15 protein-coding genes are annotated in these 16677 nt (G+C 73.7%); 4 read left to right on the top strand and 11 right to left on the bottom strand.

All coding sequences use genetic code 11. The features are described 5' to 3' along the window. Positions 1–5: 5 nt before the first annotated feature. Positions 6–854 (bottom strand): MurR/RpiR family transcriptional regulator, encoded by an 849-nt coding sequence (locus A8711_RS04380; RefSeq protein ID WP_069087522.1) that lies wholly within the window; start codon positions 852–854, stop codon positions 6–8. 114 nt (positions 855–968) lie between these two features. On the opposite strand from A8711_RS04380, the gene A8711_RS04375 reads away from it, so the two are divergent. Further along, entirely contained in the window at positions 969–2162 is a 1194-nt protein-coding gene (locus A8711_RS04375) for a hypothetical protein (RefSeq protein WP_069087521.1), read from the top strand. A gap of 13 nt (positions 2163–2175) precedes the next feature. Here the strand turns inward: A8711_RS04375 and A8711_RS04370 are convergent, their stop codons facing one another. Beyond that, entirely contained in the window at positions 2176–3780 is a 1605-nt protein-coding gene (locus A8711_RS04370) for a hypothetical protein (protein ID WP_124779009.1), read from the bottom strand. A 153-nt stretch (positions 3781–3933) separates the two neighbouring features. Between A8711_RS04370 and A8711_RS04365 the strand changes: the two genes are divergently transcribed. After that, the gene (locus tag A8711_RS04365; RefSeq protein ID WP_124779010.1) at positions 3934–5622 is read left to right on the top strand and encodes an O-antigen ligase family protein; all 1689 of its coding nucleotides are present in this window, start codon (positions 3934–3936) and stop codon (positions 5620–5622) included. Here the strand turns inward: A8711_RS04365 and A8711_RS04360 are convergent. The 8 genes from A8711_RS04360 to rfbA are packed head-to-tail and all read right to left on the bottom strand — an operon-like array spanning position 5538 to position 13261. Then, positions 5538–6830 (bottom strand): acyltransferase, encoded by a 1293-nt coding sequence (locus A8711_RS04360; protein ID WP_083296923.1) that lies wholly within the window; start codon positions 6828–6830, stop codon positions 5538–5540. The genes A8711_RS04365 and A8711_RS04360 overlap by 85 nt on opposite strands. A gap of 15 nt (positions 6831–6845) precedes the next feature. Next, positions 6846–7652 carry a glycosyltransferase family 2 protein gene (locus A8711_RS04355; RefSeq protein WP_231915517.1) on the bottom strand — a complete coding sequence of 269 codons (807 nt, stop codon included), beginning with the start codon at positions 7650–7652 and terminating at the stop codon, positions 6846–6848. A 23-nt stretch (positions 7653–7675) separates the two neighbouring features. Further along, positions 7676–8593 carry a glycosyltransferase family 2 protein gene (locus A8711_RS04350; RefSeq protein ID WP_069087517.1) on the bottom strand — a complete coding sequence of 306 codons (918 nt, stop codon included), beginning with the start codon at positions 8591–8593 and terminating at the stop codon, positions 7676–7678. Beyond that, complete coding sequence (locus A8711_RS04345; protein WP_069087516.1) at positions 8590–9666, bottom strand: glycosyltransferase family 4 protein; 1077 nt, start codon at positions 9664–9666, stop codon at positions 8590–8592. The genes A8711_RS04350 and A8711_RS04345 overlap by 4 nt, the downstream gene beginning before the upstream one ends. After that, the gene (locus A8711_RS04340; protein ID WP_069087515.1) at positions 9663–10514 is read right to left on the bottom strand and encodes a glycosyltransferase; all 852 of its coding nucleotides are present in this window, start codon (positions 10512–10514) and stop codon (positions 9663–9665) included. The genes A8711_RS04345 and A8711_RS04340 overlap by 4 nt, the downstream gene beginning before the upstream one ends. 1 nt (position 10515) lies before the next feature. Then, entirely contained in the window at positions 10516–11784 is a 1269-nt protein-coding gene (locus A8711_RS04335) for a hypothetical protein (RefSeq protein ID WP_233607867.1), read from the bottom strand. Beyond that, a complete protein-coding gene (locus A8711_RS04330) occupies positions 11781–12383 on the bottom strand; it encodes a dTDP-4-dehydrorhamnose 3,5-epimerase family protein (protein ID WP_064446934.1) in 603 nt (200 codons plus the stop codon). Before A8711_RS04330 ends, A8711_RS04335 begins: the two co-directional genes overlap by 4 nt. After that, positions 12380–13261, bottom strand: coding sequence for a glucose-1-phosphate thymidylyltransferase RfbA (gene rfbA, locus A8711_RS04325; RefSeq protein ID WP_043326169.1), 882 nt, complete (start codon positions 13259–13261; stop codon positions 12380–12382). The genes A8711_RS04330 and rfbA overlap by 4 nt, the downstream gene beginning before the upstream one ends. 86 nt (positions 13262–13347) lie before the next feature. Between rfbA and rfbB the strand changes: the two genes are divergently transcribed. Both rfbB and rfbD read left to right on the top strand, forming a co-directional pair. After that, on the top strand, positions 13348–14349 hold the full coding sequence (rfbB, locus tag A8711_RS04320; RefSeq protein ID WP_069087514.1) for a dTDP-glucose 4,6-dehydratase: 1002 nt from the start codon (positions 13348–13350) through the stop codon (positions 14347–14349). Beyond that, a complete protein-coding gene (gene rfbD, locus A8711_RS04315) occupies positions 14346–15224 on the top strand; it encodes a dTDP-4-dehydrorhamnose reductase (protein ID WP_069087513.1) in 879 nt (292 codons plus the stop codon). Before rfbB ends, rfbD begins: the two co-directional genes overlap by 4 nt. On the opposite strand, the gene A8711_RS04310 is transcribed toward rfbD, so the two are convergent. Continuing rightward, entirely contained in the window at positions 15193–16635 is a 1443-nt protein-coding gene (locus A8711_RS04310; protein WP_069087512.1) for a sugar transferase, read from the bottom strand. The genes rfbD and A8711_RS04310 overlap by 32 nt on opposite strands. Positions 16636–16677 lie beyond the last annotated feature (42 nt).

Raw genomic sequence — 16677 nt, 5'->3', positions numbered from 1 at the left:
TCCTCTCAGCCGAGGAACAACTGGCGGCGGGCGGCGGACGACTCGAACGCCTCGAGCCGGTCCTGGGTCTCGGCCGGTGCGGCGTCGCAGATCGCCTGGAGCACCACCATGGCCAGGGTCATCGGTGCGGTGTGCAGGTCGAAGACGAGGTCGGCGCCGACGGCGGCGGGCAGCACCACCTGGGCGTGCTGGGTGGCCGGGCTGACCGGCGAGTCGGTGATCGCCACGACGGTCAGGCCGGCGTCCCGGGCCTCGCGCAGCGCCTCCAGGGTCTCCCGGGGGTAGCGGGGCAGCACGAACGCGAGCATCGCCGTCGCGCCGGCCGCCACCGCCTGGTCCAGGCGGTCCACGAGCATGCTGCCGCCGTCGTCGAACACCCGTACGTCCGGGTGCACCTTCGCCGCGAAGTAGGCGAAGTAGGCGGCCAGCGGCGCGGCGGCCCGCAGCCCGAGCACCGGCAGCGGGCGGCTGGCGGCGAGCAGGCGGCCCACCTCGGCGACCCGGTCGGCGTCGGCGAGCTGCGCGGCGAGCCGGTCGAGGTTGTCCCGTTCGGCGTGCACCGCCCGCTGCAGGGCGTTCCCGGCGCGGTCCTGGTCGGCGGCGTCGCGCGCGCCCAGTTCGCGCAGCCGGCGGCGCAGCGCGGGGTAGCCGTCGTGGCCGAGCGCCATGGCGAACCGGGTCACCGACGGCTGGCTGACGCCTGCGAGCTCGGCCACCTCGGCGGCGGACAGGTACGCCGCCGCGCCCGCGTGCCGCACCAGGCAGTGCGCGATGCGGCGCTGCGTCGGGGTGAGCCGTACGCCGTGGAAGAGGTCGAGCAGGCGGTCAGGGGAGGCCGCACCGCTTTCATTCACGAGCCGACTCTATGCATGAAAACTTTCAGAGCGCAAGCGTCGCGCGACCGCAGGGAGGTCCGATGAGCGTGCTCTCTGTACTATCCGCACGGCGGGTGAACAGAGGAGTGGGGCATGCAGCCGGAGGGGCCGTACAGGTTCACCGAGACGTTGGGCGAGTGCCAGGTCGGCCGGGCGTGGGCGGCTCTCGACGGGCAGGACCGCCCGGTCACCGTCGCCGTCCTCGAAGGCGCCGCCGCCGCCGACCAGCGCTGGCGGGAGGCGTTCGCCAACGCGGCGAACGTGCTGGCCCAGACCCCCGGCGGCCACCGGTACGTCAACGCCGACTTCGCCGCCGCCGAGCCCTGGATCGCGTACCCGTCCGAAGAGGAAGGTGCGGCCGAGCGGCTGTTCCGCAGCCTCGGCATGGACTACCAGCGCACCCCGACGGCCGAGATGCTCCCACCGCCCCCGGCCGCCGCCCCGGTCTCCCCGCCGTCCCAGTTGCCGTGGGTTCCGCAGCCCTGGGCGATGGCGGCTCAGCCGATCTCCGGCGCGCCGATGTCCCCGGCCGCCGTCTCCGCGACCTCCGGGGTCCCCGCGCAGTCCGCCGTCTCCGCGCCACCCGCCGTCGGCTCGGCGCCGGTGGCCACCGACCCGCTGGACCCGTCCGGCGGACGCCGGATCGCCCCGGTGCAGCCGGCGCCGAAGCGGCGCGACTGGATCTCGATCGTCGGCGCCCTGGTGCTCACCCTGGTCGCCGGCACCGCCGGGTTCTTCCTGGGCGCAGGGCGCGAGAAGGAGGCCGCGACGCCCACGCCGTCGGCCAGCCCGTCGCTGCCGCCCTACGAGGCCACGCAGCTCGCCATCAACAAGGCCAAGTTCGAGGGTGAGCTGGCCCCGCTGGTCGAGCCCTGGCTGACCCGGATCGGCGGCTGCACCGTCTACGACCAGCCCGGCGCACCGAAGCTGCCGGCGGACGAGAAGGGGCACGTGTTCTGCCACTACGGCGGCGCGTGGCTGCACTTCACGCTCTACCCGGGACAGAAGCAGAAGGACACCGCGCGGGCGTACCGCCAGCAGCTCAACCTGGCCGGCGGCTCGCTGGCGCCGGGGCTGCGCGAGGCGAGCACCACGAAGGGCGGGGTGACCGGCAAGCCCGGCAGCTACGTCGAGTACGCCTTCGAGGGCGAGGACGGCCGGGCGATCTGCGGCGTCTGGTGGGACCCCGACGACATGCAGGGGGCCTTCTACATCGAGACGCTCTGCAAGGACGGTGTGGACGGCGACTGGGACGCCCTGCGCGACCTGTGGCAGCGCGGCAGCTGACCGCCGCGCCGCGTCATGCGGCGCTGATCCGCGCGACCGGCTCGACCCCGCCGGTGACCTGCTCGACGCGGTAGGCGGCGAGCGCCTGCCGCCAGACGTCCACCTCGTCGCCGACGACGTGCGAGCGGATCAGCCAGACGCGCGCCCCGTCGCCGCGTTCGGCCGCCAGCTCGACCGCGTGCCGGAGACCGGCCTGCACCGCAGTGGTGTCGTGGCCGGGCACCACCACGACGTCGGGCCGGTCGGGCATGTCGACCCACCAGCCCACCGTGTTGCCGTGCGGCACCACCAGTCTCAGCCGCTCGTGCCGGGAGTAGAACGCGAACCCGTACCAGGCCGCGTTGTTCATGACCACGACGTCGTTCGGGAGCCGGTGCCGGGCCACGTACTCGGTCGCCGAACGCACGTCGGTGACGGCGATCGCCGTGTAGTAGAGCCCCGGCTCGTTCCCGTCGAACCGGTACCAGTGGCTGTTGCCGGCCGCGTACCCCCCGAGCACTACCGCGCAGGCGGCCGCGGCCAGGACGGCGGGCCGCACCCGGGGGAGCCGGCGGCAGGCCAGGCCGGCCGCGCGGCTCGCCGACCCGGCGACCCCGAGCCCGGCCACCGCGGCGGCGGTGACGAGCAGGAAGTGCGAGGTACGCAGTTCCAGCAGCGGATAGACCTTCGCGACGCCGACGATCGTCGCCACCACGGGCAGGAGCATCACGGCGACCGCGGCGGCGGGCCGGCCGTGCCGGCGGAGCGTCAGCGTGCCGGCCACGAGCAGGGCGACCACCACCAGCCCGGGCGCGCCGACCACCGGCATCAGCGTGTCGACCTGCCGCGCCAGGTAGCCGGGCAGCTCGGTGACGCCGGGGAAGTTGCCGGCCCAGAACTGCTGCATGGGTACGTTGCGGCCCTGCATCGAGATGCCGAAGTAGACGCCGGTGAGGACCAGCCCGGCGTTGAGCCCGGCCACCGCCACCTCGACCAGGCGTAGCCACTGCCGCCGCACCGTGGTGACCAGCAGCAGCCCGCCGAACGCGCACGGCGCCACGATCGCGGTGACGTGGCTGAACAGCATGCCCGCGGCGACGGCGGCGGTCAGCACGTTGAGCCGCCGCCGCGACCACCGTTGCTCGACCCAGGCGACCAGGGCGAGCACGCCCACGGCCACGGCGGCGTCGGCGGTGTACTGCTTGAGGTCGTGGCGCACCTGCTGGGCGGGGAGCAGCAGGACCGCCGCCGCGCAGGCCGCGCCGGCCACCACGCCCCGGCCGGGCGTCGACCACCGCAGCGACCTGCCGAGCCCGTACGCCGCCACGACCGCGAGCCCCTGGAACGCCAGCGTGACCAGCCGCAGGTCGTCCGGGTCGGGCACCAGCCGCAGCAGGAAGCTCCAGCCGAGCGGGCTGGACGACGTGGTGACCGGCAGGTCGCCCAGCGGGAACCGGACGGACAGCGCGACCCACGCCTCGTCGAGCCAGTACGGCGCGCCGAGCATGGTCTTGACGTCGTGCAGGATCGGCAGCAGGCACAGCAGCGCGAGGACGGCGGTGCTGTCCCACAGGATCGGGCGGGGCCCCGGCGGTCGGCCCGCCGCCGCGCCGGTTCTGTCCACATCGGCTGGTTCCACCCGTGTCACCACGTAGATCCCTATCCCCGCCTGCCGACCGGCCGTCACCCTAACCCACCACTCAGGTGCGTCGACAGGCCCGGAACTGCGGGTCCGCGTCCCCGTCCCCGGGGCTGGTGCCGATCGGCCACTGCTGATCCGTACGATCGTGCGGTGCGCGTGTTGGCTGACCGGATCAGGGGCGTGGAGCGCAGGGTCCGCTACCTCGGCCTCGGCCTCGTCGTTCTGGCGGCCGGGTTCCTGCTGACGGGCAGGTGGCAGCTCGCGCTCGGGGTCGCCGTCGGCGCCCTGCTCGGCTGGGTGCTGACGGACCCGGTCCGGATCACCTGGGCGGTCTTCGTCATCGCGTTCGCCGTCCCGGTGACCATCGACGTCGGCTATCCGACGAATCCCTCGTACACGCTGCTGCTGGTCCTGTTCCTCCTCGCCGCCTGGGGGCGGGTGCTGCGCGCCGAACGCGACGGGTGGCCGCCGAAGGCGCTCGCGGCGGCGCTCCTGCTCCCGGCGTGCGCGGTGCTCGCGGGGCTGGTCCACTGGCACGGGGTGAAGCCGATCGCGGTCGGCGTCGCGCCCCTGCTGTGCTTCGGCGTGCTGGCCTGGCACCTCGCCGAGGAGGCACGGCACGACCGGCGGACCGTCCGGCGGATCGCGGAGGCGCTCACCTGGTTCAGCGTCGCCGTGGCCGTGTTCGCCAAGTACCAGACCGCTTCCCGGAGCTGGCCGATCTTCGACCAGTTCGCGTACGACTGGACCTACACCTCGGCGTTCGACGCGACCCGGGCGGTGGGCCTGTCCGGGCACCCCATCATCTACGGCACGTTCGCCATGGCCATGGTGCTCGTCGCGCTGACGCTCCGGGGCCGGTTCTGGTACGTGCCGGTCACCGCCAACCTCGTCGGCCTGGTGCTCTCCGGCACCCGCAGCGCCTGGGTGGGCACGGTTCTCGCGCTCGGGCTCTGGCTGTTCCTCCAGTGGCGGAAGGTCAGCTGGCGCGGCCTGGGCGCCACTGCCGCCGTCGCCGCGGTCACCTTCACGCTCGTGGCGGTCAACCCGCCGGCCCTGCGGCCCGACACCACCACCGCCGCACCCACGCCGAGCCCGGCCGCTCCGGCAGCGAGTTCGGCGGCGCCGGCCCCCGAATCGCCCGCTGCCACGCTGAGCCCTGCCGCGCCGAGCCCAGCCACGCCGAGCCCTGCCGCTCCGGCGCCTCCGGCGGCGAGTTCCCTGCCGCCGGAGCCCGGCGCGCCGGTCCCGGCGGCGCCCACCACGAGCGCCGTGGACTCCGTCGACGTGGCGGGATCACGGATCTCCGACCCGGCCAGCGCCGACGCCCGCTTCACGCGCATGAGCGTGGTCTGGGACGGCATCACCAGCGACTGGTCCACAGTCGTCTTCGGCAACGGGCCGGAGGCCAACGTGCGGTTCCTGGAGAACGTCGGCATCGGCGACGGCCAGGCCCAGGTCTTCGACAACACCTACCTGACGTTCTGGTACAACTTCGGCCTGATCGGACTGGCCTGCCTGCTGGCGCTCCTGGTGCTGCTCTACCGGCGCCTCCGGTCGCTGCCGGCCCGCCTCCTGCTGGTCGGGTTCGCGGCCCAGATCTTCTTCTTCGACGTGTGGCTGTGGCTGGGCGCCGTGGCCGTGCTGCTCCTGGCGGTCGCGCTGGGCGCCGCCGACAACCCGTCCCTGTCGGCGCGGGCGCTGCCGGTGCCGCGTCGCCGGCAACCTGGCGCGCAAGCCGCCGCCGGCCCCCGTCAGCCAGCGGCCGGCGCGGCGGCCGGATCCGGCTCGGCGCCCGCCGCGCGCCCGGGCAGCGCAGGCGCGTCGGGACCGTCCTGACCCGGCCGATCGTCCGGCGGCTCGCGCAGCGCGGGCGGCGCCCAGTCCTTTCCCCGCAGCGCCGGCTTCTCCACCAGATGCCAGGAGAGCATCGCCAGCCCGAGGCTGAGCACGGCGCTGACCAGGAAGAACCCGGCCACGCCGAGAGCCGGCAGGCCGAACTTGGCGAGTACCTGCTGCACCACGAACGAGTAGATGTAGACACCGTACGAGTAGTCGTTGTCGCGGCCGACGCGGTGCAGCACGCGTGGCAGCCGTACGGCGAGCCAGAGGACGGCGTACGCGTAGGCGAGCAGCGCCGGTGCGAAGAACGAGCCGTCGACGGCGTACACCCCCGGGCCGACGAAGTCGCCCCGCACGGCGAGCCAGCCGACCGTGCCGAGCGCGAGCACGCCGAGCAGGTCGTTCATCGGCAGCCGGTCGCGGTACAGCTCGGCGGCCCCGCCGGCCAGGAACATGAACCCGAACCAGAGCAGGTAGGTCTTCTGCAGCGCGCCGAGCATCGGCAGCGGACCGACCGCCCCGCTGGTCCAGAGTGCCGCACCGGGCTGGAGGTGGTTCCAGCAGAGGACGCCGAACACCGCGACCACGGCGAGCAGCGTGACCCAGCGGAGCTGCCGGCGCAGGACGGTCAGCGCGGCCAGGACGGCCACCGCCAGATAGCAGTAGATCTCGTAGGCGAGCGTCCACAACGACCCGTTGATCGTGTTCCCGCCCTGCCAGTGCCAGTACGGCGTGTCACCGCGCAGCAGGTCGGCGATGCCGAACTGCCGCAGCCCGCCCCACCAGTTCAGCCGCAGGTAGTCGAGCACGCCGCCCGGGCTGCGCCACAGCCCGTCGAGCGTGCCGTGCCGGTCGAGGTACAGCAGGGGCGCCACGACCAGGCCGGTGAACAGCAGGCAGACCCACAGCCCGGGCCAGATCCGCAGCGCCCGGTGCCACAGGAAGCGGGGCACCGAGTTGCGTCGCGCCGAGCCGACGACGAGGAAACCGGAGATCGTGAAGAAGCCCGCCACCGCCAGGGCGCCCAGGTCGACCCGGTGCAGCAGCGGACGCCCGAACCCGAGGGCGGCGGTGTGGGACAGCACGACGGCCAGCGCGAAGACGAGCCGCAGCGCGCCGAAACCGTTGGCCCGCCCGTGGTACGCGCTCGCCAGCGGCTGCGACACGAGCGCACGCCGGACGGCGGCCTTCAGGAGGGGAGACACGCGGACCGTCCCGGCTCAGCCGGCCACCGGCGGGCGGGGCGCGGGCACCCGTGAACCGATCAGCCCGGCCGCCCGGTGGTGCCGGCGGGCAGCCGGCGGCAGGCCGACCAGGAACTCGGGGAACATGCCGAAGAAGATCCGGGCGCTGCGCAACTCCAGCGTGTGCGCCGGTGACCACCGCACCGAGTTCGTCGCCCGCGCCCAGTGGTGGGTCCACCGCACGTCACCGAGCAGGGCGACCGGGAAACCGCGCTGCCACGCCCGCAGGCCCAGCTCGTGGTCCTCGTAGTAGAGGAAGAAACGCTCGTTCCATCCGCCCAGCTCGACGAGGTCACCGGTGCGTCCGGCGACCGCCGCCCCCATCAGCCAGGCGACGTAGCGGACCTCGCCCGGCTCGGCCACCATCCGGTACGACTCGTGCAGGCGGGACAGCGGCCACAGCTTCCGGTTGCCGAGCTTCGCGGTGGCGTACGGGAAGCCACGCCCGTTTGGTTGCGGGGTCCCGTCGGTGGAGAGCAGTTGGGGCGCCACCAGTCCGCCGTGCGCGTCCAGGTGCCGCGCGAGCGCCTCCAGCCCGTCCGGGCGGACCTCCAGGTCCGGGTTCGCGAAGAGGACGTACCTGCCGGCGGCCTCGTGCAGCGCGACGTTGTTGGCCCGGGAGAAGCCCACGTTCTCCGGCAGCCGGACGACCCGCGCGCCCAGCTCCCGGGCCACCGCCGCCGAGTCGTCGGACGACGCGTTGTCCACCACGATCCACTCGTACGGCTTCTCGCCGCGCCAGCAGCGGCGCAGCGTGTCGGCCGAGTTGTAGGTGACAGTCACGACACTCCACGGGTGTCCCGTCATCACGCTCTCCGAACTGTCAGATAGCTGAGCAGGGTCGCGAAGCCGAACCGCTTGCCGGTCCACTGCCGGCGGGCGGCCGGCCCCTGCCGCAGGCCGTGTCCCACGCCGCGCAGGAACGGCCGCAGCAGGCCCTGGCGGGCCCGCCGGGCGGCGAGCGCGACGTGCGCCAGCGCGAGGACCGGCAGCGCGACGAGCAGCAGCGGCCAGGTGAGGGTGCGCGCCGCGACCAGGAGCCGGTTGCGGGCCAGGAGGAACGCCCGGAATCCCTGCAGCCGGTCGTCGCCGTCGACGCTGTGCCCACCGGCGTGCGGCAGCATCAGATCCAGCGCCCGGGTACGAACCCCCGAGGCGTGGAGCCGCAGGGCGAGGTCGGCGTCCTCACCCCAGGCGAACAGGTGCTCGTAGAACCCGCCGAACCTGCGGTACAGCTCGGTGGGGAAGACCGCCGCGCCGCCGGACGGGCCCAGTGGCGCCCGTGCCGTCGTGGCGGACCGGTCGATGAACAGCGAGACCGGATTCAGGTCGATGCCCACGTACTCGCCGCCGTGCATGGCCAGGCCGACCGCGACCGGGGTGCCGGGGTCCTCCGCGACGGCGGCGCAGATGCAGGCCAGCGCGCCATCGGGCAGCCAGACGTCCGGATTCAGCAGCAGCACGTGGCCGGTGGTGGTGGCCGCGACGGCCCGGTTGCAGCCGGCCGCGAAGCCCGGGTTGGACGAGTCGGGAAGGTACCGGTACCGGTCCTGGTCGAGGCAACCGGCGATGATCTCCGCGCAGCCGTCCTCGGGCCAGTTGTCGGCGAAGACGAACCGCACCGGCAGCCCTTCGGCGCTGCGTACCCAGGTGGGCAGCGTCTCGGCGAGCATGCCGGCGGACCGGTAGAGCACCGTGACGACAGTCAGTTCCACGGCGGTCACCGCAGCGACCGGTACAGACTCTGCCAGCGCGTCACGCACCGGTCGAAGGCGTACTCCTGGGCGTACCACTCGGCCATACCCCGCCGCTCCTCGGCGGGCCCGGCCTGGGCCAGCGCCCGGCGGACGGCGCCGGCCAGCGCGGCGGGGCTGGGGTCGGCCCGGACGGCGAGCGTGCCGGTGGCGTGCCGGGTGACCTCGGCCAGCCCGCCGGCCCCGGTGTGCACCACCGGTACGCCCAGGGACAGCGCCTCCAGCGCGCTGAGCCCGAACGACTCGACCCGGGACGGCACCAGGAGGCAGTCGATCCCGCGGAGGAAGTCCGCCGCGACGACCCGGCCGACGAGTTCCAGGTTCGGCCGGGCCGCGATCGGCAGCGAGCCGGCCCCGGCGACCCGGACGTCCATCTCCGGCAGGTGCGCGGCGGTCTCGGCCAGCAGGTCCGCGCCCTTCTCCCGTTCCAGCCGGCCCAGGTAGCCGACCACTGGACGCCGGTCGGACGCCGGCGCGTCGGCGGGTTTCGGGGCGGGCCAGTCGGCCGGCAGCGGGTTGGGGATCAGGTGGACGTTGCGGACGCGGCCCCGCTCACGCAGCTCGGTGGCCTCGAACTCGGACACCGCCACCGTCGCGTGCGGCCGGAGGCGGCGCATCGCCAGGTCCAGCGCGATGTTGGACTGGGTGGCGGCCTTCTGCTGCCACGACCCGGCGGTGTCCCGGTACTGCCAGAGGCTGTTGTGCAGGGTGACCACGAGCGGGGTGCGGTCCAGGCTGAGCGCGGCCCGCGCGTGCATCGCGGCGGACAGCAGGTGGGCGCAGACCACGTCCGGCTTCACCTCGCGGACGAGACGGCGGATCTGACGCGCGTAGCCGAGGTCGATCCGGCTGGTCGCGCCGAGCCCGACCCACGGCACCCCGGCCTCGCGCAGCGACCGGCCCACCTCGTCGTCCGAGGTGGCGGCCACCACGTCGACACCGGTACGGGCGTGCGCCGGCACCAGCTCGGCGAGCATCCGTTCCGCGCCGCCCAGCTGCCGCCGCCCGGAGCCACCCGTCGTGCAGACGAAGAGCACCTTCACGACGCACGCAGCCCCGCGACGGCCCCGCGCGCGATCGCGCGGCGCACGGAGTCGCGGCCCACCGCCGCCCGCAGCAGGATGCCGCAGACGTACGCGGTGGCCGCCACGCGACCACGGCGGCCGCCCAGGTCCCGGCTGGCCCGGATGAACTCCCGGGTACGCCGCTCGGAGATCTCCTCCGCCGACCAGCGCCGCTTGGCGGTCGCGTCGTCCTCGTGCATGATCACGGCGTCGGCCACGTACGCCAGCCGTTTGCCCTGCCGGCGTACCGCCCAGCACAGCCGCATGTCCTCGGAGTAGAAGAACGACGTCTCGTCGACTCCGCCGATGGCGTCGAAGGTGCTGCGCCGCAGCGCGACGAACGGCCCGGTCAGCCAGTCCGCCTGCTCCGGGGGCGCGACGATCCGCAGGCGCGGCACCACGAGGCTCAGCCCGGTGGCGTGGCCCAGCCCGACCCCCATGGTCAGGAACCGGCCGCCCTCGGTCTGCGGCACGCCCTCCGGCGTCACCACAGCGGGGAAGGCGGYGCCCACCTCCGGGTCCTCCAGAGCTGTCAGCAGCCGGGCCACGGCGTCACCGTGCACGACGATGTCGTTGTTGGAGAGGATGACGTTCGCCCTGCTGGTGTGCCGTACGCCGAGGTTCATGCCGCGGGCGTACCCCAGGTTCGAGCCGGACTGGACGTAGGTGACGCCCTGCTGGGCGCAGAACCCGCTCAGCGCCTCGCGGATCTCCGCCGAGCTGCCGTTGTCCACCACGACGATCTCGGCCTCGGCGGGCAGGGACAGCACGCAGTCGCGGGTGCGGTGGAAGTCCTCCCAGGCGAGAACCACGATCGAGACGTCCAACTCACACCATCCCAGGATTCGGCGGCTGCGCCCGGCGCAGGCTCGCTCTCGACGCGAACGCGTGTACGGCGTAGGCGAGCGAGGAGGCGACCGCCGCCCCGACCACACCGGCCCACGGGATGACGCCGAGGTATGCCGGAACCGCGACCGCCGACGTGACCACGGCGACCACAGTGGTCGCCCTCTCACCCCGCCGCTTCAGCAGCAGGGCGCTCCAGCTCTTTCCGGCCGCCGTGGCCAGCGAGCCCGGCAGGAGCAGCAGCCCGAGGAGCCAGGCGTGCCGGTACTCCGGCGCCAGGAAGCCCAGCACGCCGAGCCCGACGATCGCGGCCAGGGCGATCGGCAGGGCCGCCGTCACCACCGCCCGCGTCGGGTCCGGGCCGTTCCCACCGTCCCGGTCGGCGAGGATGCGCTGTGCCCGCACCACGGCTCCGGCCTGCGCGAACTCCAGGGCGGCGACCGCCAGCGCGTAGACGCCGAGCGGACCGGCCCCGGCGAACCGGGCCACCAGGACCTGGTTGAACCGCAACGTCATCATCTGCGCGAAGATGCCCAGGTGCAGGCTCCCGGCCGCGAGCAGGTCGGCCCGGAGGTCCGCGCCGGTCGAGGTGGGCGCCGGGGCCGCGCCGGCCCGCCGCAGCCGGACCAGGACCAGGCCGCACACGGCGAAGGCGCTGAGCCACTGCACCGCGAGCCACACCATGCTCCACACGCCGCCGTCGAGCCGGCCGGCGGCGTAGAGGGCGGCGTACCCGGCGACCAGGACCGCGCCGCTCGCCGCGCGCATCGCGTAGACCAGCCGGAAGCTGCGCTGCCGCAGGGCGAGCGACGAGACCGTGTTGAACACGGTCAGACCCACCGCGGACCCGACGCCGACCAGATAGGCGCCGACGCCCGCCGCCGCGGTGAGCAGCGCGGCGGCGACACCGGAGAGGAGTACGGCGACGCCGAGGATCGCGATCACGTACGCCCGTCCCCGGGACTGCACCCAGCCGGCCGGACGCGAGATGAGGAAGGTGTCGAGCGACAGCCCGCCGACGGCCGCGCCGAGCGTCGCGCTCACCATGTTTGCCGACAGTTCGCCGCGCTCCGCCGCGGGCAGCGCCACCGACATGACCGCCGCCAGGCCGGTCAGTCCCAGCGCGCCGAGATAGAGGCGCTCGGGCGCGACGAGCCGCCGCAGCAGACCGGCCGCCCGGCGCCCGGACGGAGGCGTCGTGCCGGGGTCCGACGAGGACTGCGCGGCGTCGACCAGCGAACCGCCTGTCACTCGTCGCCCCCGAACGGTGCGGCACAGGTGCGGGTACTGCGGTAGTCGGGCAGGAGCCCGGCCGTACGCGCGTGGGCCAGGCTCGGCGCGGCGGCGTCCCGGGCCGACAGCACCGGCGCCTCGGCCGGCCAGTCGATCGCCAGGTCCGGGTCGAGAGGGTGCACCGTGTGCTCGGCGCCCGGGTTGTAGGTGGTGGAGCAGAGATAGCTCAGCGTGGCGTCGTCGGTCAGCGCGCAGAAACCGTGCCCCAGACCCTCGCTGAGATAGACGGCTCGCCGGTCGACGTCGTCCAGCCGCACCGCCTCCCACCGGCCGAACGTCGGCGAGCCCACCCGGATGTCCACCACCAGGTCGACCACGGCCCCGCGTACGCAGGTCACGTACTTGGCCTGGCCGGGCGGGACGTCGGCGAAGTGGATGCCGCGGACCACGCCCCGCGCGGAGACGGACAGGTTGCCCTGGGCCAGCCGCAGCGGACGCCCGACCACCTCGGCGAGCCGGTCGAACCGGTACCACTCCATGAACAACCCGCGGGAGTCGCCGTGCTGCCGGGGCGTGATCTCCCACGCCCCCTCGATGCTCAGCGGCCGGATCTTCATCCTTCGGTCCCGCTCCGCTCGGCCAGCAGGCCCAGCAGGTATTCGCCGTAGCCGCTGCGGGTCAGCGGATGGGCGAGCACGCGCAGCCGCTCGTCGTCGATCAGCCCGGACCGCCAGACCACCTCCTCGACGCAGCCGATCTTCATGCCCTGGCGCTCCTCGATCACCCGGACGAACTCCGCGGCCTGCATCATCGAGGTGAACGTGCCGGTGTCCAGCCATGCCGTGCCCCGGTCGAGGACCGTCACGGTCAGCTCGCCCCACGCCCGGTACGTCTCGTTGACCGCCGTGATCTCCAGCTCGCCGCGCGCGCTCGGCGTCAGCTTGCGGGCGATGTCGACCGCCCGGTTGTCGTAGAAGTAGAGGCCGGGCACCGCGTACCGGGACCGGGGACGGGCCGGCTTCTCCTCGATCGAGAGCACCCGGCCGTCGGCGTCGAACTCGACCACGCCGTACGCCTGCGGGTTCGCCACCGGGTACGCGAAGACCCGGCCGCCCGCCGGTTCGCCGTGCTGGGCGAGCTGCCGGCCGAGCCCGACGCCGTGGAAGATGTTGTCGCCGAGGATCAGCGCCACCGACTCGTCGCCGATGAAGTCCGCGCCGAGCACCAGCGCCTGCGCGATGCCCTCCGGACGAGGCTGTTCGGCGTACGCCAGCCGCAGCCCCCACTGGCTGCCGTCGCCGAGCAGCCGCTCGAACTGGGCGCGGTCCTCCGGAGTGGTCACCACCAGGATCTCCCGCACGCCGGCCATCACCAGAGTGGAGAGCGGGTAGTAGACCATCGGCTTGTCGAACACCGGCATCAGCTGCTTGGAGACGGCCCGGGTGATCGGCCACAACCGGGACCCGGTGCCGCCGGCGAGAAGGATTCCACGCACTCGCGGAGACTACCCGTGACGCCGTCACCACCGTGGCCCGTCGACGTCCCGCCTGCGCTGCGGGTACGGCGTAGACTCCTCCACCCGTGAGGATCCTCGTCACCGGCGGCGCCGGCTTCATCGGGTCGGAGTACGTGCGGATGCTGCTGGGCGTGCCCGGCGGCGACGCGGCCGGGGTGCCCGCGACGGCGCCCACGGCGCTCACCGTGCTGGACAAACTCACCTACTCCGGCAACCTGGCGAACCTGGCCCCGGTACGCGACGACCCGCGCCTGCGCTTCGTGCACGGCGACATCTGCGACGCGGCGCTCGTCGACGAGGTGGTGCCCCGCCACGACGTGATCGTCCACTTCGCCGCCGAGTCGCACGTGGACCGCTCGATCACCGGCGCGGCGCCGTTCGTCACCACGAACGTGCTCGGCACCCAGACGCTGCTGGACGCCGCGCTGCGCCACGGCGCCGGCCGGTTCGTGCACGTCTCCACCGACGAGGTGTACGGCTCGATCGACTCCGGCTCCTGGACGGAGGACTGGCCGCTGTCACCGAACTCGCCGTACTCCGCCTCGAAGGCCGGGTCCGACCTGCTGGCGCTGGCCTACCACCGCACCCACGGCCTGGACGTGGTGGTGACGCGCTGCTCCAACAACTACGGGCCGTACCAGTACCCGGAGAAGGTCGTCCCGCTGTTCGTGACGAACCTGCTCGACGGCGGCACCGTGCCGCTCTACGGCGACGGCGGCAACGTGCGGGACTGGCTGCACGTGCACGACCACTGCCGGGGCGTGGCGATGGTCCAGGAGAAGGGGCGGGCCGGCGAGGTCTACCACATCGGCGGCGGCACCGAGCTGACCAACCGGCAGCTCACCGAGCGGCTCCTGGCCGCCTGCGACGCCGGCTGGGACCGGGTCGTCCCGGTCACCGACCGCAAGGGCCACGACCGCCGCTACTCGCTGGACATCAGCAAGATCAGCGACGAGCTGGGGTACGCCCCGACCATCGACCTCGACCGGGGGCTGGCCGAGACCGTGCGCTGGTACCGGGACAACCGGGCCTGGTGGGAACCGCTGAAGACGGCCGGCCACCGGTGACCCGGGTGCTCGTCACCGGCGCGGGCGGCATGCTGGGGCGGGACCTGCTCGCCGTGCTGCGGACCCGGCCGGACCTGTCGGTCACCGCCGCCACCCGCGCCGGCCTCGACGTCACCGACGCCCACGCCGTCCGGGACGCGGTGAGCGGGCACGACGTGGTGCTCAACGCCGCAGCGTGGACCGACGTGGACGGCGCGGAGACCCGCGAGGCGGACGCCACGGCTGTCAACGGCGACGCGGTCGCCCACCTGGCCCACGCCTGCGCCGGGTCCGGCGCGCGCCTGGTGCACGTCTCCACCGACTACGTGTTCGCCGGGGACGCGGTCGAGCCGTACCCGGAGGACGCCCCGACCGGCCCGGTCAACGCGTACGGGCGCGGCAAGCTCGCCGGGGAGCTTGCGGTGGCCCGGCTGCTGCCCGAGACCGGGTACGTGGTGCGTACCGCCTGGCTCTACGCCACCCACGGCCGCAACTTCGTCACCACGATGCTGCGGCTGGCCGCCGAACGCGACCGGCTCGACGTGGTGGACGACCAACGCGGGCAGCCCAGCTGGTCGTACCGTCTCGCGGAGCGGCTCGTGGCGCTCGCCGACGCGGCGCTGGCCGGCGACGCGGCGCCCGGGACGTACCACGGCACCGCCGCCGGCGAGACCACCTGGTACGGCCTGGCCCGCGCCGTGTTCGCCCTGCGCGGCCTGGACCCGGACCGGATCCGGCCCACCACGAGCGACAGTTTCCCGCGCCCGGCGCGGCGTCCCCGCTACAGCGTGCTCGCGCACGGCCGGTGGGCCGCGGCGAAGCTGCCGCCGCCGGGGGACTGGTACGCCGACCTGGCCGAGGCGCTCAGCCTCCACCGCCCCGGAACACCTCGCTGACGGTACGCAGCACGATCTTGATGTCGAGCCAGAGCGACCAGTTCTCGACGTAGTAGTTGTCGAACCGCGCCCGGTCCGAGATCGGCGTGTCCCCGCGCAGGCCGCTGACCTGCGCCAGCCCGGTGAGCCCGACCGGTACGCGGTGCCGCATCGCGTAGGTCGGGTACTCCACCGAGAACTTCTCCACGAAGTACGGCCGCTCCGGGCGGGGCCCCACCACGCTCATCTCACCGCGCAGGATGTTCCACAGTTGCGGCAGCTCGTCCAGCGAGGTGCGCCGCATGAACCGCCCGATCGGTCCGACCCGCTGATCGTGGGCGATGGACCAGGTCGTCTGCGACTCGTGTTCGTCCTCCGGGCGCATCGACCGGAACTTGATGACGTGGAACGGCTTGCCGAACCGGCCGATGCGCTCCTGCCGGAAGAACACGCCCCGGCCGCCGTCGAGGAACGTGGCGAGGGCGCAGAGCAGCAGCAGCGGGCTCAGCACCACCAGCGCGGTCACCGCGAAGACCACGTCCGAGGCCCGCTTGAGCCGCCACCGGGGGCCGGTGAGCGTGGTGTCGCCGATCTTGACGATCGGAATGGCGCCGATGTGGTCGGGGTAGCCGCCCTGCGACCGCGAGCCCCACAGCCGGGGCACCGCCCACAGGTCACACCGCGAGCTGGCCGGACGCAGCAGCGACTCCATCAGCTCCGACTCGGAGCAGTCCGGGTCGGCGATGACCAGGACCTCGCACTCCAGCATGTCGGTGAGCTTCTCCAGGTCGTCGATCGTGCCGATCAGCGGCAACGCCCCCATGCGGGGCCTCGACGGGGCGTCCACCGCGCCGACGAACCGCAGCCCGTACTGCGGGTGGCGGCGCAGCAGCCGGGCCAGCTCCCCGCCGATCGGACCGCCGCCGATGACGATGGTGTTGCGCTCCACCCACCGGCGCTTACGGGCCAGCAGGACGAGCCGGCTGTTCAGCGCACGCCCGACGATCACCAGGCCGGCGGAGAACGCGACGCCCTGGACGAAGCCGCTCACGTGCGGCACCGAGTCGTGCCGCAGCGCCGCGATGATCGCCACCACCGCGCCGGAGGCCAGCAGCCGCCCGCCGAGGCTCGGCAGCTCGTCCAGAATGCTGATGTGCCGGCGCGGCCGGTACAGTCCGCCCGCCGCGAAGAAGCCCACCGTCAGGGCCGCGTTGGCCAGCGTGCCGCGCCAGTAGTTCTGGGTCAGCAGCAGCGGCGCGAGCAGCGCCGCCACGTCGATGGGCGCGGTCACCATCCACGCGCGCACCCATCGGGTACGCGTCGACGCCCGCGACCCGGCGTAGGGCAGGACCGTTGTCGTGTCCAGGCCGCTGTTCATCGGCGGATCGCTCGACGGCGCGGCCGGATGCTCGAACGCCGGAAGGCGTGGCATTGTCGATCCTCCCCCGTGACGCCGCCGGCCCGGATGCGGAGA

It is taken from the genome of Micromonospora sp. II, assembly GCF_001709195.1.
Classification (GTDB): Bacteria; Actinomycetota; Actinomycetes; order Mycobacteriales; family Micromonosporaceae; genus Micromonospora; species Micromonospora chalcea.
The sequence above is the reverse complement of the archived record's forward strand: the minus strand, read 5'-3'. Positions and strand labels throughout refer to the sequence as shown.